The sequence below is a fragment of the Bradyrhizobium liaoningense genome (assembly GCF_018130955.1).
Classification (GTDB): Bacteria; Pseudomonadota; Alphaproteobacteria; order Rhizobiales; family Xanthobacteraceae; genus Bradyrhizobium; species Bradyrhizobium liaoningense_C.
This window is the reverse complement of record NZ_JAFCJM010000032.1, coordinates 19166-43067: the sequence shown is the minus strand read 5'-3', so window position 1 is coordinate 43067 and position 23902 is coordinate 19166. Positions and strand designations below refer to the sequence as shown.

At 64.1% G+C, this 23902-nt stretch carries 23 protein-coding genes and 1 other RNA gene; 5 read left to right on the top strand and 19 right to left on the bottom strand.

Features of this window, described 5'->3' with window-relative positions; genetic code table 11:
• Window positions 1-243: 243 nt before the first annotated feature.
• The 8 genes from ilvC to miaA form a co-directional block, all read right to left on the bottom strand.
• A complete protein-coding gene (gene ilvC, locus JQ632_RS24205; protein ID WP_126255348.1) occupies window positions 244-1263 on the bottom strand; it encodes a ketol-acid reductoisomerase in 1020 nt (339 codons plus the stop codon).
• A gap of 133 nt (window positions 1264-1396) precedes the next feature.
• Window positions 1397-1999 (bottom strand): LysE family translocator, encoded by a 603-nt coding sequence (locus tag JQ632_RS24200; RefSeq protein WP_212405094.1) that lies wholly within the window; start codon window positions 1997-1999, stop codon window positions 1397-1399.
• A 7-nt stretch (window positions 2000-2006) separates the two neighbouring features.
• Window positions 2007-2882, bottom strand: a complete 876-nt coding sequence (locus JQ632_RS24195; RefSeq protein WP_212405093.1) for an EamA family transporter — start codon at window positions 2880-2882, stop codon at window positions 2007-2009.
• A 50-nt stretch (window positions 2883-2932) separates the two neighbouring features.
• A complete protein-coding gene (locus JQ632_RS24190) occupies window positions 2933-3622 on the bottom strand; it encodes a class I SAM-dependent methyltransferase (RefSeq protein ID WP_212405092.1) in 690 nt (229 codons plus the stop codon).
• A 3-nt stretch (window positions 3623-3625) separates the two neighbouring features.
• Window positions 3626-4168, bottom strand: a complete 543-nt coding sequence (gene ilvN, locus JQ632_RS24185) for an acetolactate synthase small subunit (protein WP_212405091.1) — start codon at window positions 4166-4168, stop codon at window positions 3626-3628.
• Between the two features lie 25 nt (window positions 4169-4193).
• Window positions 4194-5177, bottom strand: a complete 984-nt coding sequence (locus JQ632_RS24180; protein ID WP_212405090.1) for a threonine dehydratase — start codon at window positions 5175-5177, stop codon at window positions 4194-4196.
• A 4-nt stretch (window positions 5178-5181) separates the two neighbouring features.
• Window positions 5182-6957 carry an acetolactate synthase 3 large subunit gene (locus JQ632_RS24175; RefSeq protein WP_212405089.1) on the bottom strand — a complete coding sequence of 592 codons (1776 nt, stop codon included), beginning with the start codon at window positions 6955-6957 and terminating at the stop codon, window positions 5182-5184.
• Between the two features lie 326 nt (window positions 6958-7283).
• Window positions 7284-8216, bottom strand: a complete 933-nt coding sequence (gene miaA / locus JQ632_RS24170) for a tRNA (adenosine(37)-N6)-dimethylallyltransferase MiaA (RefSeq protein WP_212405139.1) — start codon at window positions 8214-8216, stop codon at window positions 7284-7286.
• 198 nt (window positions 8217-8414) lie between these two features.
• Here miaA and JQ632_RS24165 point away from each other — a divergent pair, with 198 nt between their 5' ends.
• On the top strand, window positions 8415-10097 hold the full coding sequence (locus tag JQ632_RS24165; protein WP_212405088.1) for a hypothetical protein: 1683 nt from the start codon (window positions 8415-8417) through the stop codon (window positions 10095-10097).
• Window positions 10098-10209: 112 nt separating this feature from the next.
• The gene (gene serB, locus JQ632_RS24160; RefSeq protein ID WP_212405087.1) at window positions 10210-11115 is read left to right on the top strand and encodes a phosphoserine phosphatase SerB; all 906 of its coding nucleotides are present in this window, start codon (window positions 10210-10212) and stop codon (window positions 11113-11115) included.
• Window positions 11116-11236: 121 nt separating this feature from the next.
• Here serB and JQ632_RS24155 read toward each other — a convergent pair whose 3' ends face one another.
• From JQ632_RS24155 to JQ632_RS39610, 11 genes are all read right to left on the bottom strand, one after another.
• Window positions 11237-12739 (bottom strand): Do family serine endopeptidase, encoded by a 1503-nt coding sequence (locus JQ632_RS24155; RefSeq protein WP_212405086.1) that lies wholly within the window; start codon window positions 12737-12739, stop codon window positions 11237-11239.
• A 152-nt stretch (window positions 12740-12891) separates the two neighbouring features.
• Entirely contained in the window at window positions 12892-13098 is a 207-nt protein-coding gene (locus JQ632_RS24150) for a DUF2065 domain-containing protein (protein ID WP_212405085.1), read from the bottom strand.
• A gap of 77 nt (window positions 13099-13175) precedes the next feature.
• A complete protein-coding gene (hflC, locus tag JQ632_RS24145; RefSeq protein ID WP_212405084.1) occupies window positions 13176-14072 on the bottom strand; it encodes a protease modulator HflC in 897 nt (298 codons plus the stop codon).
• Entirely contained in the window at window positions 14069-15205 is a 1137-nt protein-coding gene (gene hflK, locus JQ632_RS24140; protein WP_212405083.1) for an FtsH protease activity modulator HflK, read from the bottom strand. Before hflK ends, hflC begins: the two co-directional genes overlap by 4 nt.
• Before the next feature lie 153 nt (window positions 15206-15358).
• Window positions 15359-15868, bottom strand: a complete 510-nt coding sequence (locus JQ632_RS24135; protein WP_212405082.1) for a dihydrofolate reductase — start codon at window positions 15866-15868, stop codon at window positions 15359-15361.
• Window positions 15868-16350 (bottom strand): GNAT family N-acetyltransferase, encoded by a 483-nt coding sequence (locus JQ632_RS24130; protein ID WP_212405081.1) that lies wholly within the window; start codon window positions 16348-16350, stop codon window positions 15868-15870. The genes JQ632_RS24135 and JQ632_RS24130 overlap by 1 nt, the downstream gene beginning before the upstream one ends.
• Before the next feature lie 85 nt (window positions 16351-16435).
• Entirely contained in the window at window positions 16436-17230 is a 795-nt protein-coding gene (locus JQ632_RS24125) for a thymidylate synthase (protein ID WP_212405080.1), read from the bottom strand.
• A gap of 179 nt (window positions 17231-17409) precedes the next feature.
• Window positions 17410-18390, bottom strand: coding sequence for a tripartite tricarboxylate transporter substrate binding protein BugD (locus JQ632_RS24120; RefSeq protein ID WP_212405079.1), 981 nt, complete (start codon window positions 18388-18390; stop codon window positions 17410-17412).
• 121 nt (window positions 18391-18511) lie between these two features.
• Complete coding sequence (locus tag JQ632_RS24115) at window positions 18512-20026, bottom strand: tripartite tricarboxylate transporter permease (protein ID WP_212405078.1); 1515 nt, start codon at window positions 20024-20026, stop codon at window positions 18512-18514.
• Between the two features lie 7 nt (window positions 20027-20033).
• Entirely contained in the window at window positions 20034-20798 is a 765-nt protein-coding gene (locus tag JQ632_RS24110; RefSeq protein WP_212405077.1) for a tripartite tricarboxylate transporter TctB family protein, read from the bottom strand.
• Between the two features lie 92 nt (window positions 20799-20890).
• Complete coding sequence (locus JQ632_RS39610) at window positions 20891-21187, bottom strand: hypothetical protein (RefSeq protein WP_249152491.1); 297 nt, start codon at window positions 21185-21187, stop codon at window positions 20891-20893.
• 103 nt (window positions 21188-21290) lie between these two features.
• Here JQ632_RS39610 and ssrA point away from each other — a divergent pair.
• From ssrA to fumC, 3 genes are all read left to right on the top strand, one after another.
• Window positions 21291-21661, top strand: a transfer-messenger RNA (tmRNA) gene (gene ssrA, locus JQ632_RS24100).
• 130 nt (window positions 21662-21791) lie between these two features.
• Window positions 21792-22313: an SspB family protein gene (locus JQ632_RS24095; protein ID WP_212405076.1), complete on the top strand. Its 522-nt coding sequence runs from the start codon at window positions 21792-21794 to the stop codon at window positions 22311-22313.
• 86 nt (window positions 22314-22399) lie between these two features.
• Window positions 22400-23830 carry a class II fumarate hydratase gene (gene fumC / locus JQ632_RS24090; RefSeq protein ID WP_212405075.1) on the top strand — a complete coding sequence of 477 codons (1431 nt, stop codon included), beginning with the start codon at window positions 22400-22402 and terminating at the stop codon, window positions 23828-23830.
• Window positions 23831-23902: the final 72 nt, after the last annotated feature.

The following is a 23902-nucleotide window of genomic DNA, read 5'->3' as shown; positions in this document are numbered from 1 at the left end:
GGAGAGCGGAGGAAAGTCTCAGAAACTGCGCGAGATGAAGAATGTGCTTTAAGCGTCAGTTCTTCGTCTTGAAGTGCGCCCGCATCTCACGAAGAATCTGAATGAAGCCCCAAAGTTTGGGCTTGAAGAAAATGGGCGAGACCGCCACGCGCGATCTCGCCCAAAATATAGCCGTGAAGGCTTAAGATTTGGTGTGTGGCACTGCACACGCACGCGACGCTTGCGCGTCGCGCACTGCGCCACTCAGTTCTTCGACTTGTCGACCAGCGCGCCCTTCTTGATCCAGGGCATCATGTCACGCAGCTTGGCGCCGACTTCCTCGATCGGGTGCTGGGCAAGCTTGGCGCGGGTCGCCTTGAACGAGGTCTGGTTGACCTTGTTCTCGAGCATCCAGTCGCGGGCGAACTTGCCGCCCTGGATGTCGGCGAGAACCTTGCGCATCTCTTTCTTGGTCTCGTCGGTGATGATGCGCGGGCCAGTGACATACTCGCCGTACTCGGCGGTGTTGGAGATCGAGTAGTTCATGTTGGCGATGCCGCCTTCATAGATCAGGTCTACGATCAGCTTCACCTCGTGGAGGCACTCGAAATAGGCCATCTCGGGGGCGTAGCCGGCCTCGACCAGGGTCTCGTAGCCGCCCTTGATCAGTTCGACCAGGCCGCCGCAGAGCACCACCTGCTCGCCGAACAGGTCGGTCTCGCACTCTTCCTTGAAGGTGGTCTCGATGATGCCGGCGCGGCCGCCGCCGATCGCCGAGGCATAGGACAGGCCGAGGTCATGGGCGTTGCCCGAGACGTCCTTGGCGATCGCGATCAGGCAGGGCACGCCGCCGCCGCGCTGATATTCCGAGCGCACGGTGTGGCCGGGGCCCTTGGGGGCAATCATCAGCACGTCGAGGTCGGCGCGCGGATCGAGCAGGTTGAAGTGGACGTTGAGGCCGTGGGCGAACACGAGCGCCGCGCCCTTCTTCATGTTGTCGTGCAGGTGCTCACGATAGATGTCGCCCTGGAGCTCGTCCGGGGTCAGCATCATGACGAGGTCGGCCCATTTGGCGGCTTCGGCGACTTCCAGCACCTTGAAGCCGGCGGCTTCCGCCTTCTTGGCCGAGGCCGAGCCCTTGCGCAGCGCGATGGCAACTTCCTTGACGCCGGAATCCTTCAGGTTGAGCGCATGGGCGTGGCCCTGGCTGCCATAGCCGACGATGGCGACCTTCTTGCCCTTGATCAGGTTCAGGTCGGCGTCGCGATCGTAATAAACACGCATAGTCGTTTCCTCGTTCAGGGGCCAGAATCGGCCGTTGGTCAGGTGTCGGACGGTGAAAATTGCGGATTTCGGGGGCTGTCTAGAGCATTTTCCGCCCCGAAGGAAACCCGTTTCTGCATGGAAATCCGCGACATCATGCATCCATGAAAACGGGGTAGAGGGAGGCCAACAGCAGGACGGCCATCAGGATATTGAAGCCGCGGACCAGCCGCTCCGAGGTCAGGACCGGCCGGAGCGCGGTCCCGAACAGGGCCCAGACCACAGTCGAGACAGCGCCGATGAGCAGGCTGATCACGGTCTGGATCGCGATGTTGAGGGGGAATTGGGCAATGGCCGCATAGGCCGTGATGGTGCCGATCACGATCACCCAGCCCTTGGCATTGATCCATTGGAACATGGCCGCGCCCCAGAAGGTCATCGGGCCCCTCGCCTTGTCCTCGCCGGCCTTGGCCGGGCCGGACAGAGCGATCGCGGCGGCCAGATAGACCAGATAGGCAGCCCCCGCATATTTCAGGATGGTCTGGAGGATCGGGTAAGCCAGGAAGACGGTGCCGAGCCCGAGGCCGACGGCCGCCACCATGAAGGCAAAGCCGATGGTGATACCGGCGATGTGCGGGATGGTGCGGCGGAAGCCGTAGGTCAGCCCCGACGACAGCAGCATGATGTTGTTCGGGCCCGGCGTGAAGAACATCACGACGGCAAAGACGACGAAGGCGTAGAAGAGCGACTGGGACATGCTGGCCTCACGCGGTCGTCGGCAGAGCTTGCGGGCGCTTCGCCAGCAGCATCACCGCGATGCCGGCGATCACGGTCAGCATGCCGGCGAGCCTGAGCGGACCGAACTTCTCGCCGAACACGATGCTGGAGGCAGCCGAGCCCACGAACGGCACCAGCAGCGCGAACGGCACCACCTGCGCCGCCGGGTAGTCCCGTAGCAGCCGGCCCCACAGCCAATAGGCGATGCTGGTCGAAATGCCGCCGAGCATCAGCATGCAGAGAAGCCCGGTCAGCGACATATGCGTCAGCGCGTGCCAGGTCGGTGCAGGACCGTTCGCGACCAGCGCCAACGCGAAAAGCGGCACGGCCGAAACGAGGCACAGCCAGGCGAACAGATCGAACATCGGCACGCCACGCGCGCCACGCAGCAGGACATTGCCGATCGCAAAGCTGATCGGCGAGATCATCAGGACGGCAAAGGCGGCGACGCTGAAATCATAGCCGACGGTGCCGCAGATCATCAAAAGGCCTGCCGCGGCAATGGCGATGCCGACCGCCTGGATCGGCGTCGGCCGTTCGCCGAACGCGATCACTGCAAAACCGATGGTGAACAGCGCCTGGCTCTGCACGATGACGGAGGTCAGCCCCACCGGCACGCCGTGGGCGATGCCATAGGCCTGGCTGAGGAATTGCCCAAGGAACAGCGTGAAGCTGATCGCTGCTAGCAGCGACCAGGCGATCTTGGGCTTGCGGATGAACAGGCAAGGCACGGCGGCGATGGAAAAGCGCAGCGCCGTCATCAACTCCGGCGAAAACTCGTCGAGCGCGATCCGGCTCGCCACGAAGGCAAGTCCCCAGACGATCGCCACCAGGACGGCGATGAGAATGTCGGCCGGCTTCATTGTTGTTGTTCGGCTCTGTTGTTCTGTTTGTCGGCCTTGTTCGCCGCCGTTTACGCGGAAGGGTTGGGCTTGCGCAGGAGATAGGTGCCGTGCATGGGCGCGTGGTAATCGGCCGAGACCAGCGTGAAGCCGACGTCGGTCAGCATCCGCTCCATCACCCAGCCGAAGGTGGAATACTCGTCGCGCATATGCGCGACGACGTTCTCGCGCGAAAAATCGTGGTTCTTGATCTGGAAGTCGGCCCATTGGTCGACGTCGCGCTCGCAGGCATCAGGCATCGAGACGAACACGATGTCACGCAGATAGAAGCTCGCACCCGGCTTCAGCGCGCGATAGATGCGCGACATCGCCACCGCCTTCCAGAAATCAGGCAGATGATGTAGCGTGAACTCGCTGACGATGAGGTCGTAGGACTCGGGCTGATAGGTAAAGCTGAGCAGGCCGGCCGACTGGGTGCGGACCGGTGCCTTGCGGTCGCGCGCATAGATCTCGGCGAGCGCCAGCATCGCCGGCGAGATGTCGATGGCGTCGACCTCGGCGCCCATCAGCGCGGCCTCGGTCGCGAGCACGCCGTTGCCGCAGCCGATGTCGGCGATCCGCCAGCCCCGTTGCAGACCGAGCATTTTCAGCGCGGCGCGTGCACGCAGATCGGCATCGTCGAAATTGTCGTAGATCGAGGCGACAGCGGGCTCCAGCCCGATCCGGTTTCGCTCGTTATAGTACCAGTCGCGCGCCAACATGGTTCACATCCCTTCAGGCCCGCGACCGATCGCGGCAACACCGGTGCGCGACACCTCGACGAGGCCGATGGGGCGCATCAGGTCAATAAACTGGTTGATCTTGTCCGTATTGCCTGTGATCTCGAACACAAAGCTCTCGGTGGTCGCGTCGATGACACGGGCGCGGAACGCATCCGCCAGGCGCAAGGCCTCGACGCGATGCTCGCCCTGCCCGCGCACCTTCACCATCGCAAGCTCGCGCTCGATCGAGCGCCTGGTCAGCGTCATGTCGACGACGCGGTAGACCGGGATCATGCGATCGAGCTGGTGCTTGATCTGCTCGATCACCATCGGGGTGCCCGTGGTGACAATGGTGATGCGCGAGAGATGTTTCTGGCTCTCGGTCTCCGAGACGGTGAGACTCTCGATGTTGTAGCCGCGTCCCGAGAACAAGCCGATGACGCGCGCGAGCACGCCGGGCTCGTTCTGCACAAGCACCGAGAGCGTGTGCGTCTCGTTGGGATCGTGGCGGTCCTCGATGAAATAGGCGGATGCGGGCTGGTTCATTGTCGTCCCCTCTCAACTCTTCTCGTCACGCCATCGCCCGCTGGGCGGCCGGCGCGTCTGTCCCGACCCATTGGCGGAACAGATCGAAATCGATATTGCCGCCGGAGAGCACAAGGCCGACGCGCTTCCCCTTCAGCTTGTTCTTCTCCTGAAGCGCCGCGGCGAGCGCGGCCGCGCCCGCGCCTTCGGCGAGATTGTGCGTATCGGTCCAGTAGGCCCGGATCGCGGCCGCGACCTCGTCGTCGCTGACCTGCACGATGCGCGACGCGCCCTTGCGAATGATGCTGAAAGCATCCGGATCCGGGATGCGGGTGGCCATGCCGTCGGCGAGCGTATTGCTGGTCTCGGTGGTTACGATGCGGCCCGCCGCAAACGACAGCGCATAGGACGGCGCCTCCGTCGACTGCACACCGACGATCTCGGTCTTCAGGCCCAAGAGGTCGCGCGCCATGGTGCAACCGCAGATGCCGGAGCCCTGCCCGATCGGCACGTAGAGAACATCGAGATCGCGCGCGGTCCGGAACAACTCCAGCGCGTAGGTCGAAACCCCCAGCACGAGGTCGCGATGGAACGACGGCACCATGTGCAGACCGGCAAACTGCGCGCGGCGCTCGGCTTCCTCGCGGGCGGCCTGAAAGTCCTCGCCATGCTCGACGAGCTCGGCGCCAAACGCCTTCATGGCGCGGTTCTTCTCGACCGAGTTGCCCCGCGGCACGTAGATCACCGCGGGCACGCCGTGGCGGCTTGCCGCAAAGGCCAGGCTCTGGCCGTGATTGCCGCGCGTTGCCGAGATAATACCCGGCGTGTTCGGGCTCTCCCGCTTCAGCCGTTCGAGATAGACGAGCCCGCCGCGCACCTTGAAGGCGCCGATCGGCGTGTGGTTCTCGTGCTTGACCACGACGTGCGCGCCAAGCCGCTGGCTAAGCAGCGGCCAGGCGTGCGCCGGCGTCGCCGGCACCGCCCGCCCCACGATCTCATGCGCGCGTTCGAGCTCCCTCAGGTCGAACATGGCATCACACCAGCGCCTTGCCGCCTGCGAAGGCGGTAGCGGTCGCCTCGTCGTTGGCCTGCTCGGGCAACAGCATCTCGTTATGCGCCTTGCCGGAGGGGATCATCGGGAAGCAGTTTTCCAGCGCGGCGACGCGGCAGTCGAAGATCACCGGACGCTTGACCGCGATCATCTCCTTGATCGCGCCGTCGAGATCAGCCGGCTTCAGCGCCTGGATACCGACGCAGCCATAGGCTTCCGCGAGCTTGACGAAGTCCGGCAGCGCCTCCGAGTAGGAATGCGACAGGCGGTTGCCGTGGAGCAGTTGCTGCCATTGCCGCACCATGCCCATGTACTGGTTGTTCAGGATGAAGATCTTGATCGGCAGCTCGTACTGAACCGCCGTCGACATCTCCTGGATCGTCATCTGCACCGAGGCATCGCCCGCGATGTCGATGACGAGGCTGTCGGGATGGGCGACCTGCACGCCGACCGCGGCCGGCAGGCCGTAGCCCATGGTGCCGAGCCCGCCCGACGTCATCCAGCGATGCGGCTCCTCGAAGCCGAAGAACTGCGCCGCCCACATCTGGTGCTGGCCGACCTCTGTCGTGATGTAGGTGTCCTTGCCGCGCGTCAGCTCGAACAGGCGCTGGATCGCGTGCTGCGGCAGGATGATGTCGTTGTTCTTCTTGTAGAACAGCGAATTGCGCGCGCGCCATTGCGCAATCTGCTGCCACCATTGCTTGATGTCGGGCTTCCTGGCTTCCGCCTTGAACACCTGGAGGATGTCGCCGAGGATGTTGCCGCAATCGCCGATGATCGGGATGTCGACACGGATGTTCTTGTTGATCGAGGACGGATCGATGTCGATGTGGATCTTCTTCGAGCCCGGCGAGAACGCATCGACACGGCCGGTGATGCGGTCGTCGAAGCGCGCGCCGACGCACAGCATGACGTCGCAGTCATGCATGGTCATGTTCGCTTCATAGGTGCCGTGCATGCCGAGCATGCCGAGCCAGTTCTTGCCCGACGCCGGATAGGCGCCCAGCCCCATCAGCGTGGAGGTGATCGGGAAGCCCGTGACCTCGACCAGCTCGCGCAGCAGTTTTGACGCCTCGGGGCCCGAATTGATGACGCCGCCGCCGGAATAGATCACCGGCCGCTTGGCGTTTGCGAGCAACGCCACGGCCTTGCGAATCTGCGTCGCATCGCCCTTCACGCGCGGCGCGTAGGAGACGTGCACGTCGGACTTGCGCGGCGGATGGTAGGTCCCGGTTGCGAACTGGACGTCCTTGGGCACGTCGACCAGCACCGGGCCCGGACGTCCCGAGGTCGCGACATAGAAGGCCTCGTGCAGCACTTTTGCCAGATCGTTGACGTCGCGCACCAGCCAGTTGTGCTTGGTGCAGGGACGCGTGATACCGACGGTGTCGCATTCCTGGAACGCATCATTGCCGATCAGATGCGTCGGCACCTGGCCGGTGATGCAGACCAGCGGGATCGAATCCATCAGCGCGTCCGTCAGCGGCGTCACCATGTTGGTGGCGCCGGGGCCGGAGGTCACCAGCACCACGCCCGGCTTGCCAGTCGATCGCGCATAGCCTTCGGCGGCGTGGCCCGCACCCTGCTCGTGACGGACCAGGATGTGCTGGACTTCGCTCTGCTGGAAGATCTCGTCGTAGATCGGAAGCACCGCGCCGCCGGGATAGCCGAAGATGTCGGTCACGCCATGATCGATGAGGGCGCGGACGATCATCGCGGCGCCGGTCATCTGGTTCGGATCGTGGCTCTTCTCGGTCATTGGCTTGCTCCGGATGCGCTGTTGTCAGCGGCTTCTTTCGACTGTGGTTCGGGAAATAAAAAAGGGCCCCAAGAGGCCCCATGCACACCGCTCGGATTTGGATGGCCGCTAGCCATCCCCGGCGGTGCGCCTGGGTACGACGACGATAAGGAGTTTGGTAATAATATTACGCATGGCAGGTGCCCGGCTTCCCAAAGGTTGCGCGAAACATAACGACCAAAGCCTGGATGTCAAGGCAAAGCGGCCGTTCCCGCGCGATTTGAGCAATGTAGCGGCGTTCCGGCGGTTCGGCGAGAGGAAATTTGCTGCGCCGGCACAAAACCGCGTCAGCCGGGCCCCTGGCCCGCGCCGGTGACGGCTGCCAGCCATCCCCGCGCCTCCGCCGGCTTCACCCACTCGAATTCGTGCAGTTGGTGCCGAAACCAGGTGAACTGGCGTTTTGCGTAGTGGCGGGTATCGGCGCGGCCGATGGCGGCCGCCTCGTCCAGGCTGATCTCGCCGCCGAGGTGCCGGATCAGGGCGGGCACGCCGTGCGCCTTCATCGCCGGCAGCAGCGGATCAAGATGGCGCGCCGCGAGCCGCTCGACCTCCTTGAGCGCGCCGGCCCCCAACATCGCGTCGAAGCGCGCGTCGATACGGGCATAGAGTTCGTCCCGTTCGGGGGCGAGGAACAGCGCGCGAAAACTGTCCTTCGGCAGCAGCGGTGGCTCGCCTTCGCGATGCCAGTCGAGCAGCGAGCGGCCGGTGGCCTCGACCACTTCGAGCGCGCGCGCAATGCGGGTGCGGTCGCGCACCTTCAGCCGTTCGGCAGCGCGCGGATCGCGCCGCATGAGTTCCGCATGCAGCGCCTCGACGCCGTTCTGTTCCAGCCGCGCACGCACGCCCTCGCGCACCTCGGCGGGGATCGGCGGCACCGTCGACAGACCGGCGGTGAGTGCCTTGAAATAAAGCCCGGTGCCGCCGATGAAGATCGGCACGCGCCCCTTTGCCTGCGCCTCGGCCAGCGCCGCAGCGGCATCCGTGAGCCAGGCGCCGGCCGAGAAATTCACGCCTGCATCGACATGGCCATAGAGCCGATGCGGCACCAGCGCCTCGTCTTCCCGCGCCGGGCGCGCGGTGATGACGCGCAGATCGCGATAGACCTGCATCGAATCGGTGTTGATGACGACGCCGCCAATATTTTGCGCCAGCTCGAGCGCCAGCGCCGACTTGCCGCTGGCGGTCGGGCCGGCAATCAGGATCGCGACGGTTTGGCGCATGGAAGCGGGATGACGTTGCACGCCATCCGCATTGCACCTTTGTACTGCTTCGTGCAACAATCCCTGGTTGCTGATGCTATTTTTATCGCACTCTGCTTGTTCGAGTTCATTTTCGATATTGATTGGGAGAACGTCATGAACCTCGACCGACCGTCGAAACAAACGAGCTTCACCAGAACGACGCTGGGCGCATTGGCGATGGCCGCGACGCTGTCGAGCGTGCATGCCGCGGCGCAAACCGCGCTGCCCGCCGACGTCCGGCCGACCTGCACGGTTGCGCCGGCGGAGCTGAAGAGCTGGTTCAAGGACAACGAGGTGAAGAAGGATGGCCCGGTGAGACCGGCCGACAGCCTCGCGTTCAGCCCCAATTCCCTGTGTTCATTCTACAAGTGGTCGGAGCAGATGTTTCTCTGGCTGACGTCGCCGCTCTCACCCGGCCGCCATACGTTCAATTCGAGCGAGTTCTTCGCTGTGAGCGCACCCGGGCTCGACGGCAATCACGAGCGAGCATTGATCCGACAGGACAGTCCCGAACAGAAGGGCTTTGGACCGAGCATCGTATTGGTGCCGGCGAAGCCTAGCGTGGTCACGGACAATAGCGGTCAAAAGCGTCCCGTGGTCACCCTCCAGGCCCCCGCCAATGCGCCATCGCCGTTCGTCGACCAGTCGAACAAGCCTGTTGGCGTTGCCCGAATAGCGGCAACGGCGGACGGCAAACCCATCCTTCTCGATCAGTTCAACAAGGCGCTCGACGTCAAGCAGGCTTCAAACGGCGCGCCGGCCCTCGTCGGACCGTCTGCAACCACTGTCAAGCTCGCCAACGCAACCGTCGCCATCGGCAAGGCCCAGCGCCTCCTGACCGTCGACGGCGCAGTCGTCGATCTGGATCAGAGCGAAACGGGGCAGGCCACCAACGACGTGTTGATGACGAAGGACAGCGCGATCGTCTTCTACCTGATCCAGGTCAACGATGTCTTTGCCTACTTCAAGGTCGGCGTCGGCAACAACACAATTCCGACGCCACAGCAATTGCCGACCGATGCACCGGCGCTGGTGACGACGGAGAACTTTGCGAAGACGCAGCCCGCGCCCTACAAGAAGGACAGCTTTGGCGATCGGACAGCGCTGGCGATGGAATTGAAATCGTCCTGGGTCGACGTGGAGACTCTGCCAACCGCCGTGCGCAAGGACTATCTCACCATCAAGGCCGACATCCCCACTTACGAAATCACGGGAGAAGTCAGGAAGCCGACGGGGTCAAAACCGGGCGAACTCGCATTGGTCGGCTTTCACGTCGTCGGCACCGTGCAGGGTCATCCGGAAATGGTCTGGGCGACATTCGAGCATGTCAACAACGCACCCAATGTGAAATACAGCTACATGAAGACGACAGGCGAAACGGTCGTCCGCGACAACGATGGCCCGGGCAGCTGGCTCTTTTCCACCCAGGGCGCCGTCGAACCCGTCAATGACGCCGAGCTCACGAGCCGCGCAAGAATGAGCGGCGTAAACATCGTCGCGAGACCAAATCAGACCATTGGGCCCGTCGATGTCACCCGAAGGTTTCCGTGGGGGAGCGTCGGAACCGACGCCACCTCCAACACAGACATCATCGCGATCAACAACAGCGTGCTGGGTCAGCTTCCCAACGACGATGTCCGCCGCAAATACGTGCTGATCGGAGCCCTCTGGACCAACGGCAAAGCCCCGGACGACGACGAGGTCGTTCAAGTCGGCTCCAAGGCGCTCGCCAATTCAACGATGGAAACCTTCAGGCAAAACAGTAACTGCTTTGGCTGTCACAACAGCGGCCTGCTCGGCGAAGAGAACGGGCGGGGCTTGAGCCACATCTGGGGCAAGATCAAAGCGCAGTTTCCCTGAGGTGGGCCTGCTGCAGGGATGAAAACGGGCGATCGCCCGACAGCGGCCGCTTGCCGCTAGGGCCCGGTCCTGCGATAAGCACGGCCGGTTCAACCCTCGCTGATCGTCCTGCATGTCCCTCGTCGCCACGCTGATCTGCAACCCTGATAGTCCCGCGCTCGACTCCACCATCGTGGACGGTGCCCGCGCCGTGCTGCCCCAGGCTGCGCCCGCGCACTGGCTGTTCGACGGCGTCGCGGTCGACATCCCCTTCGGCGCCGACAACAACCTCGAACGCGATCGTCACGCCATCGAGGAGCGGCTGCGCGAGATCCGCGGCGATCTGCCGATCGACATCGTCGTGCAGCCTGCCGGCGTTCGGCGCAAGAAGCTTTTTCTCGCCGACATGGATTCGACCATGATCGGCCAGGAATGCATCGACGAGCTCGCCGACTTTGCCGGCCTCAAGGCGCACGTCGCCGCCATCACGGAACGCGCGATGCGCGGCGAGATCGAGTTCGAGCCGGCGCTGCGCGAGCGCGTCGCGCTCTTGAAGGACCTGCCGGTGAGCGTGGTGGACGAGGTGCTCGCCAAACGCATCACGCTGACGCCCGGCGGCCGCGCGCTGGTCGCGACCATGCGCGCCCATGGCGCCTATACCTGCCTCGTCTCCGGTGGCTTTACCCTGTTCACGAGCGCGGTGGCAGCCAAGATCGGTTTCCAGGAGAACCGCGCCAACGAGCTGGTCGTGCGCGCCGGTAAATTCACCGGCGAGGTGAAGGAGCCGATCCTGGGCCGCGCGGCAAAGCTCGCGACGCTGGTGGATTTGATGGAATCGTTCGACCTCGACGATATCGACACGGTCGTGGTCGGCGACGGCGCCAACGATCTCGCGATGATCCAGGCTGCAGGCCTCGGTGTGGCCTATCACGCCAAGCCGGCCGTGGCCGCGGCAGCCGCAGCGCGCATCGACCACGGCGATCTCAGCGCGCTGCTCTATGCGCAGGGGTATACGCGCAAGGAGTTTGTGGAGGGCTGAGCCCCACTCACCGTCGTCATGCCCGGGCTTGACCCGGGCATTCACGACTTTCCTCAATCGCGGTGACGCGTGGATGGCCGGGCCAAGCCCGGCCATGACGAGTGAATAAGGCGGCGCGCTCTTACTGCACGCTCAGTGCAACAAACCGCAGCTCGCCCTCGCCGTTCGAGACCAGCAGCAGCACCGACTTCTTGCCGTCCTTCTTCAACGTCTCGATGCGCTTCTGGACGTCGGCACCGCTCGAGACCGCTTCCTGCGCAACTTCGACGATGACGTCACCGGCCGAGAGGCGCTTTTCTGCCGCGTCCGAATTGGCGTCGACTGACGTGACGACCACGCCCTTGACGCTCTCCTTGATCTTGTAGCGCGTGCGTAGATCCTTGCTGAGCGTTGCCAGATCGAGGCCGAGCGCCTTCTGCGTCACCGGCTTCTCCGGCGCGGGCTCGTCGGTCTTGACCGCGGCCTGCACCTTGTCGGGATCCTGGAGGCGGCCGAGCGTGACCTTCTTGATCTCCTCCTGGCCCTTCCGGATGATCACGACGTCGACTTCCTTGCCGACTGCGGTGTCGGCGACGACGCGGGAGAGATCCTTGGGATCCTTGATGTCCTTGCCGTCGAACTTGACCACGACGTCGCCGGGTTCGATACCGGCGGGCTTTGCCGGGCCCTTGTCGTCGACGCCGGCAACCAGCGCGCCACGCGCCGGCTTGATGTTCAGGCTTTCCGCGATCTCGTCGGTGACGCTCTGGATGCGCACGCCCAGCCAGCCGCGGCGCAACTCGCCGAACTGACGGAGCTGGTCAACCACGCCCGCAACGGTCTTCGACGGCACGGCAAAGCCGATGCCGATCGAGCCGCCAGAGGGCGAGATGATCAGCGTGTTGACGCCGATGACGTCACCTTCGAGGTTGAACAGCGGTCCGCCGGAATTGCCGCGATTGATGGCGGCGTCGGTCTGGATGTAGCTGTCATAGGGACCTGAGGAGATGTCGCGGTTCTTGGCCGAGACGATGCCGGCCGTCACCGTGCCCCCGAGGCTGAAGGGGTTGCCGATCGCCACCACCCAGTCGCCGAGGCGCAGCTTGTCGGAGTCACCGAACTTGACCGCCACCAGCGGCTTCGTCGGCTTGAACTTCAAGACGGCAAGGTCGGTCTTCTTGTCGACGCCGACCAGCTCGGCCTTGATCTTGGTGCCGTCGTTGAGGATGACGTTGATCTCGTCGGCATCCGCGATGACGTGATTGTTGGTGACGACGACGCCTGATGTGTCGATGATGAAGCCGGAGCCGAGCGAGTTGGTCTTGCGCGGCGGACCGTTGTCGCCGCGCTCGCCGCCCTTGCTGCCGCCGCCGGGACCGCGGCGGTTCTTGAAGAAGTCGTCGAAGAACTCCTCGAATGGCGAGCCGGGAGGCAGTTGCGGCATGGTGTTGCTGCCGCCGCCCTTGGCCTCCACGGTCTGCGAAGTCGAGATGTTGACGACCGCGTCGATCACCTTCTCGGCGACGTCGGCGATGCCCTCCGGCCCACGCGCGGCGGCGGGCGAAGCGACGACGCTGAAAGCGCCGAGCGCGATCGCGGCCAGACCAAGGCGCAATCGGGTCGTGGCAATGGTGGCAGCGGTCATATCAGATGATCTCCAGAGAGTCGGGGGATTGGCACCACACTGCGCTCGAACCGGGGCACGGCGCAAGCACGGACCTTAACGGGCCTCAAAACCCCGATAATACGGCGAAAAACCGGCCCCGGCGCTTCACTTTGGCGTTGGGGGCGGATTTCTCAGGAATGGCGGCGCATCACCCAGATCAGGATCAGGCCGACAACCGCCGAGGCGATGCCGACGCCCCTCAGGATGTGATCGGGGGTCGCGAGCGCGCTCTTCATCGCCTTGCGCATCCAGTTCGGACTCGCCGCGAACATCAAGCCTTCCAGCACAAACAGGATGCCCAAGCCGATGAGGAAGTCGGCAAACGCAATGGACCTCATCGTATCGGAACCTCCCCTGGTGCTGTTCTGATTGTCTCAAAAGGGCGCCTGCGCGGCCGCCCTCTTTTGGTGTGGTCTCAGGGCTTGGCAGCCGGTGTCTCGACCTTGCCGGACGGGGCACTGAAAAACCGGAAGAAATTCGAATCCGGCCGCAACAGGTAACGGGTGTCGCTGGAGCGCAGTCCGTTCTCGTAGGCCGTCATCGAACGGTAGAAGGCGAAGAAGTCAGGATCCTTGCCATAGGCTTCGGCGAACAGGCGGTTGCGTTCGGCGTCGCCCGCACCGCGCGTCTGCTCGGCCAGCGAGTTCGCCTCGGCGACGATCACGGTCGCCTCGCGGTTGGCCTTGGAGCGAATCTCCTGCGCCTTCTGGCCGCCCTGCGCGCGGAACTCGGCCGCCTCGCGCTGACGCTCGGTCTTCATGCGGTCGTAGACCGCCTGGCTGTTCTGGTCCGGCAGGTCGGCGCGACGGATGCGGACATCGACGACCTGGATCCCGTAGCCGTCGGCCTCGCGGTCGAGCAGGTCGCGGATACGGCCCATCAGCTTCTCGCGATCGTCGCGCACCACCGTGATGAAGGTGACCTCGCCGAGCACCCGGCGCAACGCCGCGTTGAGCAGCGTCGTGAGCTGGAGGTTCGCCGCCTGGATCGAGCCGACGCTCTGATAGAAGCGCAGCGCGTTCTTGATGCGGTAGCGCGCGAAGGCGTCGACCACGAGCCGCTTCTGGTCGGAGGCGATGACTTCCTGCGACGGGTTCTCGAGATCGAGGATCCGCTTGTCGATGCTGATGACGCTGTCGATGAACGGCGCCTTGAAGTTCAGCCCCGGCTCGGTGACGACCTTGACCGGCTCGCCGAGGCGAACCACGAGGGCCTGTTCGGTCTGCTGCACCGTGAAGACCGAGCTGTAGGCCACGATCAGGACGAGCAGAAGGACGAGCAGCGAGACGAAACCTGTGACCGGAGACTTCATCGGTTGCCTCCGCCCTGCTGCTGGCCAGCCGTTGCCGGCGGCCGTCGCGGCGTCAATTCGTTGAGCGGCAGATAAGGCACGACGCCCTGCCCCGCCGCACCGTCGATGACGAGCTTTTCGGAACCGCCGAGCACGCGCTCCATCGTCTCCAGGTAGATCCGTTCACGCGTCACGTCCGGCGCCTTCTTGTATTCCTCATACACTTTCAGGAAGCGTGCGCTCTGGCCCTTGGCCTCGGCGATCGCCTGCTCCTTGTAGCCTTCGGCGACCTGCGCGATCTGCGCGGCACGGCCGCGGGCTTCGGGGACGATGCGGTTGGCGTCGGTCTGCGCCTCGTTCTGCAAGCGCTCGAAGTCGGCGCGCGCGGCCTGGACGTCGCGGAACGCGTCGATGACCTGCGCCGGCGGGTCGACCTTCTGCATCTGCACCTGCGTGATGTGGACGCCGGAGCCGTAGCTGTCGAGCGTCTTCTGCATCAGTTCCTGCACGCCTTGCTCGGTGACGTTGCGCGCGCCGGTCAGGATCGGCTGGATCTGCGAACGGCCGATCACTTCGCGCATCGCGCTTTCGGCGACCGCCTTCACGGTGCCTTCGGGGCTCTGGATGTTGAACAGGAAGTCGCCGACGCCGTCGGGCTTGATGCGCCACAGCACGGTGAAGTCCACGTCGACGATGTTCTCGTCGCCGGTCAGCATCAGGCTCTCTTCAGGCACGTCGCGCATGGTGCGGCCGCGGCGGGCCGGATCGTCGATCAGCGTCATGCCGATCGAAATGGTGGAGACGCGCAACGCCTTGGGCAGCAGCACTGTCTCGATCGGATAAGGCAGATGATAGTTCAGTCCGGGTTGCACGGTGCGCACGTGCTTGCCGAAGCGCAGGACGACGCCGAGTTCTTCGGACTGAACGCGGAAGAAGCCGGAGAGCAGCCAGATCGCGATACCGATCAGCAGGATCAGCGTGATTCCGACGCCGGAGAAATAGCCCCCCGGCAGGAGCTGCTGAAGGCGGTCCTGGCCGCGCCGCAGAAGATCTTCGAGATCCGGCGGCCTCGGCCCGACCGGTTGCGGGCCTGAGCCCCATGGCCCCTTCGAGCCCGAGCCCCAAGGGCCACCGCCCTGATTCTTCCACGGCATTCGACAGTCTCCTCGGCAGGGTGGAATTGCCCCCGCCCGCTTTGTCCGGTCCGGCTTTATAGGGGACGCTTTCGGCCCTTACAACGCAAGCTTGACCGTCCTTCGAGCTATGCCGGCCCAAGGAAATGTCAATGTAAACATTGGCGAAAGCGGTTAATGGGGGCGCCGCCGACGATATGTCACATAGGAGAAATCGGCGCTGTCGTCCGGCCCCGCAGCGTGGCGCTCGCGCGCCACCTCGTCCCATTGCGCCCTGTCGATCTCGAAAGTGGTGTCGCCGTCGGGCCGCGCGTGCACCTCCGTAATCTCGAGCCGGTCGGCGCTGTCGAGCCATTGCCGGTAGATCTCGGCGCCGCCGATCACGGCAATTTCAGCGACGGAACGCCGCAGGGCATCGCCGCGTGCGATGCCGAGCGCCTCCGCCGACGACGTCGTCACCACGGCACCATAGGCGCGATAGTCCGAATCGCGAGTGATAACGATGTTGGTGCGCCCGGGCAGCGGCCGGGGCAGCGACACGAACGTCTTGCGGCCCATCACCACCGGCTTGCCGATGGTCAGCGCCTTGAAGCGGGCCATGTCGGATTTCAGCCGCCACGGAATTGCGTTGCCGGCGCCGATGACGCCGTTCTCCGCGATGGCGACCACGAATACGATCTCCATCACGACTTCCCTGCAAGTTTCGTCAGGGCATCGCCGGTAACGCGGCACAATGTCCAGTCATCCATCATGACCGCGCCGAGCGATTTGTAGAAGTCGATCGACGGCGTGTTCCAGTCGAGCACCGACCATTGCAGGCGCGACCAGCCGTTGGCCAGGCACTCATTCGCGAGATGCACGAGCAGCGCCTTGCCGATGCCCTTGCCGCGATGGGCGGGACGCACGAACAGATCCTCGAGATAGATGCCGTGACGGCCGCTGAAGGTCGAGAAGTTGACGAACCAGGCGGCGAAACCGACCGGCTCGCCGTTCCACTCGGCGATCTCGCAGAACAGCCGCGGGTTCTCGCCGAACAGCGCATTCGCGATGTCAGCCTCAGTCGCTTCCAGCTCGTGCAGGAGCTTTTCGTACTCGGCAAGCTCGCGGACGAAGGCGAGAACGAGCCCGGCTTCATCGGGGCGCGCACGGCGGATGTTGATCGACATTCTAGCGTGCCCGCATGATCTCCGCGCAAACGCGTTCCACGTTTGTCGCGAGGGAAAATCGCTGCACACTTTTCCGGATCATGCGCTAGACCGCGACTTCCGCCTTGATGTGCGGATGCGGATCGTAGCCGACGAGCTCAAAGTCCTCGTAACGGAAGGAGAAGATATCCTTCACATCGGGGTTGATCCGCATCGCCGGCAATGCACGCGGCGAGCGCGTGAGCTGCAGCCGCGCCTGCTCCAGGTGATTGGAGTAGAGATGCGTGTCGCCGAAGGAATGCACGAACTCGCCCGGCTTCAGTCCCGTCACCTGCGCGACCATCATGGTCAGCAGCGCGTAGGAGGCGATGTTGAAGGGCACGCCGAGGAACACGTCGGCCGAGCGCTGATAGAGCTGGCACGACAGCTTGCCGTTCGCGACATAGAACTGGAACAGGCAGTGGCAGGGCGGCAGCGCCATCTTCTCGACGTCGGCGGGATTCCAGGCGGTGACGATCAGCCGGCGCGAGTCCGGATTGCGCTTGATCATGTCGACGACGTTGGCGATCTGGTCGATGCTGCGGCCGTCGGGCGCGGGCCAGGAACGCCATTGATGTCCGTAGACCGGGCCGAGATCGCCATTGGCATCGGCCCATTCGTCCCAGATGGTGACGCCGTTGTCCTTGAGGTACTTGACGTTGGTGTCGCCCTTCAGGAACCACAACAGCTCATGCACGATCGCCTTCAGCGGCAACCGCTTGGTGGTCAGCATCGGGAAGCCGGCCGACAGGTTGAAGCGCATCTGATGGCCGAACACCGACAGCGTACCGGTGCCGGTCCGGTCGCGCTTCTCGACGCCGTCTGAGAGAATCCGCTCGAGCAGGTCCTGATACTGATGCATGTGGGTCGCGCTATGGCCTTTCCGGGAGGACGGCGAACTTAACGGCCGACCCCGTCCTTCGACAGCGGCGATTCGCCGATCCCACAGATTATACCCGGAAAAAGTGAGCGCTTCGCAGCCAAAGATCAAGGGGCGGAACCTGCGTTCCGCCCCCTCTCCTATCGGCTTGATTGCGCTCGTTAACTTGCCGGCTTGAGCACCGGGGTCCACTTCGCGATCTCGGATTTGACGAGCGCGGCCAGCGCCGCCGGCGTACGCTCCGCGGCAGGCGGTATCACGCTGCCGAGCTCCAGCAGGCGCTTGCGCACGTTCTCGTCGTCGAGTGCCTTGACTGCGGTCGCGTTCAGCGTCGCCAGGATCGCCGGCGAGGTCCCCTTCGGCGCGAAGATCGCATTCCAGGCCTGGGCCTGGAATGCGGGCAGCCCCGCCTCCGTCGTGGTCGGCACATTGGGCAGCGACGGATTGCGCGCGGGCGTTGCAATCGCATAGGCCTTGATGGTGCCCGCATTGATCTGCGGCACGGCGTTGACGATCTGGTCGCACATATAGTCGACCTGGCCGCCGACCAGCGCGTTCATCGCAGGGCCCGTGCCGTTGAAGGGCACGCCGACCGGCTTGACGTCGAGGATCGAGTGCAGCAGCTCGCACGAGACGTGCGAGACAGAGCCGACGCCGGCATGCGCGGCGTTCACCTTCTCGGCGTTCGCCTTCACGTAAGCCACGAACTCCTTGAGGTCCTTCGGCGGGAAATCCTTGCGCGCCAGGATCAGGATCGGCGTGCCCGCGAGCAGCGCGACCGGCTCAAAATCCTTCTCAGGGTGATAGGCGAGTTTTGGATAAAGCGGCACCGAGGCCGCGTGCGTACCCATGTGCCCGGTGATCAGCGTATAGCCATCGTTCGCCGCACGCGCGGCGCGCGTGGTGGCGGTCGTGCCGCCGGCACCGACCACGTTCTCGATGATGATGCTCTGTCCGAGCGTCTGCGCCATGTGCGCGGTGACGATCCGCGAGATGACGTCGGTGGGACCGCCGGCCGCGAACGGCACGATCATGGTGATGTTGCGCGTCGGATAATTCTGCGCCTGTGCCGGTGCGACAAAGGCGCACAGCGAAGCGACCGCAGCGACGCATGCGCCCGCAAGCGTGCGAATGGTGTTCATCTCGATCCCCTTCGGAACGTCAAAACAAAAATGCCGACCGTGACGGCCGGCATTTTCATTTGACCAGACTGCGGGGAAAGTCGATGCCTTCCGCCTGCGGCGCGCCGACGCAGGCGCCGGATCAGTTCTCCGATTCCGTGAACACCTCGTCGCGCTTGGCGCGCAATGTCGGCAACACGGCGAGCACCAGGAGCGCGGCTGCGACCGCGAGCAGCACAGCCGACAACGGCCGCGTGACGAACACGCTCCAATCGCCGCGCGAGATCAGCAACGCACGCCGCAGGTTCTCCTCCATTAGCGGCCCCAGCACCATGCCGAGCAGCAGCGGGGCTGGCTCGAAATCGTGCTTGATCAGCCAGTAGCCGACGAGCCCGAACACGCCGGCGAGGATGACGTCGACGGGCGCGTTATTGACGGAGTAGATGCCGATCGCACAGAAGATCACGATCGACGGGAACATGAGCCGGTAAGGCACGCGCAACAGGCGCACCCAGATGCCAACCAGCGGCAGGTTGATGATGATCAGCATCAGATTGCCGATCCACATCGAGGCGATCATGCCCCAGACGAGATCCGGCTGCTTCTGCATCACCTGCGGACCCGGCACGATGCCGTGAATGGTCATCGCGCCGACCATCAGCGCCATCACAGCGTTCGGCGGGATACCGAGCGTGAGCAGCGGGATGAAGGAGGTCTGCGCCGCGGCGTTGTTGGCGCTCTCCGGCGCCGCCACGCCCTCGATCGCGCCGCGGCCGAAGCGCGACGGGTTCTTCGCGATCTTCTTCTCCAGCGTGTAGGCGGCGAAGGACGCGATGACCGCGCCGCCGCCCGGCAGGATGCCGAGGATGGAACCGAGCACCGTGCCGCGCAGGATTGCGGGCGTGGAGTCGATCAGATCCTTCTTCGTCGGCATCAGGCCGGTGATCTTCTGCTGCACCAGGTCACGGTTCAGTTCCGCGCCGTGATCCAGATTGCGGATGATCTCGGCAAAGCCGAACACGCCCATCGCGACCGTAGCGAAGCCAAGGCCATCGGCGAGCTCGGGGATGTTGAAGGCCATGCGGGAGGCACCGGTCTCGATGTCGGAGCCGACCATCGAGAGCAGCAGCCCCAGCACGATCATCGCGATCGCCTTGAGCACCGAGCCTTTTGCCAGCACGACGGCAAAGATCAGGCCCAGCACCATCAGCGAGAAATACTCGGCTGGGCCGAACGCCAGCGCGAGCTTTGTCAGGGGCGCGCCGAGGACGGCGATGAGGATGGTCGCGACGCAGCCGGCGAAGAAGGAGCCGATCGCCGCGATCGCCAGCGCCGGGCCGGCTCGGCCCTGCTTGGCCATCTGGTGACCGTCGAGCGCGGTGACGACTGAGGTCGCCTCGCCTGGGATGTTGACCAGGATCGAGGTGGTCGAGCCGCCATATTGGGCGCCGTAGTAGATGCCGGCGAGCATGATCAGCGCGCCGACCGGTGGCAATCCGAACGTGATCGGCAACAGCATCGCCACCGTCGCGATGGTGCCGATGCCCGGGAGAACGCCGACCAGCGTGCCGACGAGGGCACCGATCAGGCACATCAAGAGGTTGATCGGCGATAGCGCGACGACGAAGCCGTGGGCGAGGTTGGCAAAGAGATCCATTACGCCCTCACTGCATCAGGAAACGCGGAAGCATCGGCATCGGCAGCCCCAATATGTAGGGGAACAGGATCGCGCAGCCGGCCGTCAGACAGGCGCCGACGATGACGGCCTCGATCCAGCGCGTCTCGTGCGAACCGGCTGCTGCGATCAGGAAGCTTGCGAACGCCGAGACGACGAGACCCAGCGGCCGGATCGCCAACGCGAAGAACAGGATCGACGCCATCACGAACAACGGCCCGCGCCAGGAATAATGCGAGAGGCCGGGTCCATCCTGCAAAAGACCGGTGAGCGCGATGCCGGCCGACAGCGCGACCATGAGCCCGCCGAACATGCGTGGCGCCGTGCCGGCACCGAAGGAAAATCCGCGCATGCCCTGCAAGTCGCTCGACGCCCACAGCGCGAACAGCGCCACCGCCATCAGCACGACGCCGCCGATATAGTCCTGCGGCGACTTGATCGTCATGAAGATCGTGAGGATCGCCACCGCGAACAGCGGATAGGAGTAGATCAGCGCCAACAGCACGTCGGACGACAGCTTCTTGGCCTCGCCGCCGAACGAGCCGAACACGGCGCCGGGGGCCCCGGCCAACAGGGCGCTTGCATGGCCGATCAGCGCGGCCGCGGGTCCGCGCCCGCTGCCCCAGCCGACAATCGTCCCGAGCGACCAGATGATTTCGAAGATTTGCGGTGCCAGCGCCAGCACGAAGATGCCGAGCGCCACCGACATATTGCTACGCTTAGCTGTCGCTGAATGGCCCATTGTGTCGGCCATGCATGTCTCCTCCGCGACCCGTCGTCACGAGCCTTGTTGTTCTCACGGTTGGATTTGAAACCCCCACCCGGATACTTGCCTAGCGATTTTCGTCAGACAACGCCAGCAAAACCCAAAATGCCCCCGGCAAGCAACAGCCTGAGCGGATGCATGCGTGTCGCAGGGGCAAGCACCGCGACCACGCCCGTCAGCAACAATGTGCGCGGACTGATCGGGCAGTTCAAAAGCCGCCTCACGGAATAGGTCAGCAATGCCATCGGCAGGCACATCGCGCGTGTGATGCATCTCCGGCACGGCCCCGCGGCGGCGCCGACGCGCGACATTTTGGCAAAGGCCACGAACAGCACGAGCAGGTTCGGCGGGAGGTTGGGCTCGGCTCTTGCACGCATGGCGATGAATCCGAAGGCATATCTTGAACCCAAAACCGGGGCCGCGGCCGCGCCAAGGCGGTCTCCGCCTCTATCCACGGGAACCTGGATCGACCTACCGAAACCCCTGTTTTTCTAATCCTTTGCCCCCTATATTGGGGGTGCCGGTTCGCCGGCTATGGAAATAAACGGTCGTCGCAATAAACCATTCGGACCCGGGGGCGGTACCCGGCGCCTCCACCAAAGCCCACCAGGGCTTTCTGCCGCCGGAAGGCGGGCTTTGGCGGGGGCGAAATAGGATCGACGAGGGCGTAAAGGGCGTACTTTTTCTCGGTATGGTTCCGCCGTTATCGGGCTAATGCAATAGTTGCCAACGACAACTTTGCTCCGGTTGCTCAGGCTGCGTAACGCAGTTTGAAAGACCATCTTAAAGTCCTAACGGGTTAAGCTCCGTTAGGCGGGGTTCGGAGGCACCTGGCAACAGAAGCCTCCACTTCCTTTTTTCTCCCCAACGGGGACTCCAGCTACTCCCGCAGGCGCGGTACCATGGATGCTTCGCGAGTCGGGCCGCGAGTGGCGGTTCGGACCGGGCAGAATACGACAGGACCGATAGTCAGGATCCACAATGGCGACCGATCATATCCGATACGACGTGCTGGCACGGGACGCGCTGCGCGGCGTGCTGCGAAAGGTGCTGAGCGATGCTGCAGCGCACGGATTGCCGGGCGAGCATCATTTCTTCATCACCTTCGTATCGAAGGCCGAGGGCGTAAAGCTCTCGCCGCGGCTGCTTGCGCAATATCCGGAAGAGATGACGATCATCCTCCAGCACCAGTTCTGGGACCTCACGGTCCTCGACGACCGCTTCGAGGTCGGCCTGTCCTTCGGCGGCATTCCGGAACGCCTGGTGGTGCCGTTCAGCGCCATCAAGAGTTTTCTCGACCCCTCCGTGAAGTTCGGCCTCCAGTTCGACACGTCTGATGTCGCCGAGGTTGCGCCGGCGGGGTTGCCGGCCGCGCCTGCGGCGTCGGCCGTGTCGGTACCTGCTCCGGCCGCCGAGAAGGCGGAGGCCGAGGAAGAACCTGCCGCGCCGGGCCAGGGCGGCGGCGCCGAGGTCGTTCGCCTCGATCGTTTCCGTAAGAAATGATCGAGACTGCGGGACTTGCAGCGCTAAGCTCGGCCAAACTGCCTATATAGATGAGCCTACGAGAGGTCGCGCGTCCGCGCGGCAGGATGGATGTGCTCATGGACAAGACGACCCGCGCTGCGCGACTCTCCCCTACCCGCATCGAGACCGACAGCTTTGGTCCGATCGAAGTTCCCGCCGATCGCTATTGGGGCGCGCAGACCGAGCGCTCCCGCCAGAATTTTCGGATCGGCGAAGACCGCATGCCGATTTCGCTCGTGCATGCGCTCGGCATCGTCAAGCTCGCCGCGGCCATGACCAATCGCGAGCTCGGGCTGCTCGATCAACGGCGGGCCAGCGCCATCATCCGCGCGGCGCGCGAGGTGGTGGAAGGCCGATGGGATGCGCATTTCCCGCTGGTGGTCTGGCAAACCGGTTCGGGCACGCAGTCCAACATGAATCTGAACGAGGTGATCGCCAACCGTGCCAATGAATTGTTGGGCGGCGAGCTCGGCGCCAAGAAGCCGGTGCATCCCAACGATCACGTCAATATGAGCCAGTCGTCGAACGACTCGTTCCCGACCGCGATGCATATCGCGGCCGCAGACCGCATCATCGCCGATCTCGTCCCTGCCCTAAGCGAGCTGCACCGCGCGCTACGCAAGAAGGAGAAGGCGTTCGCAAAGATCGTCAAGATCGGGCGCACTCACACCCAGGATGCAACCCCGCTGACGCTCGGGCAGGAATTTTCCGGCTATGCCGCGCAGGTCGAGAGCGGCATTGCGCGGCTGAAGGTGGCGGTGAAGGATCTCTATCCGCTGGCGCAAGGCGGCACGGCGGTCGGCACCGGCCTCAATTCCAAGCCGCGCTTCGCAAAACTGTTCGCCAAGCACGTCAAGGCCATTACCAAACTGCCCTTCACCAGCGCCGCCAACAAATTCGAGGCGCTGGCCTCCAACGACGCCTATGTGCTCGCTCATGGCGCCATCAATTCGGTCGCAACCGGCCTGTTCAAGATCGCCAACGACATCCGTCTGCTCGGATCCGGCCCGCGCTCGGGGCTCGGCGAACTGATCCTGCCGGAGAATGAGCCGGGCTCATCGATCATGCCCGGCAAGGTCAACCCGACCCAATGCGAGGCGATGACCATGGTGTGCTGCCAGGTGTTCGGCAATCACACCGCGATCACCATCGCCGGCAGCCAGGGCCATTTCGAGCTCAACGTCTTCAAGCCGGTGCTGGCCTACAACATGCTGCACTCGATCCGGCTCCTGGCCGATGCCGCGCGCTCCTTCACGGAGCACTGCGTCGACGGCATCCGCGCCGACGAGAAGCGGATCCGGGAGCTGATGGAGCGCTCGCTGATGCTGGTGACGGCGCTGGCCCCCAGAATCGGCTACGACAACGCCGCCAAAGTGGCCAAGACCGCGCATGCCAACGGCACGACGCTCAAGCAGGAGGCGGTCAAGCTCGGATTCGTCTCCGCGGACGAGTTCGACCGGCTGGTCAGGCCCGAGAAAATGACCCATCCGGGCTGAATTCCGACAGGCCTCCGTAATCATACGGAGGCCAAATCGTCATGAAATATGGGGCCCAAATGACGGGCTTTG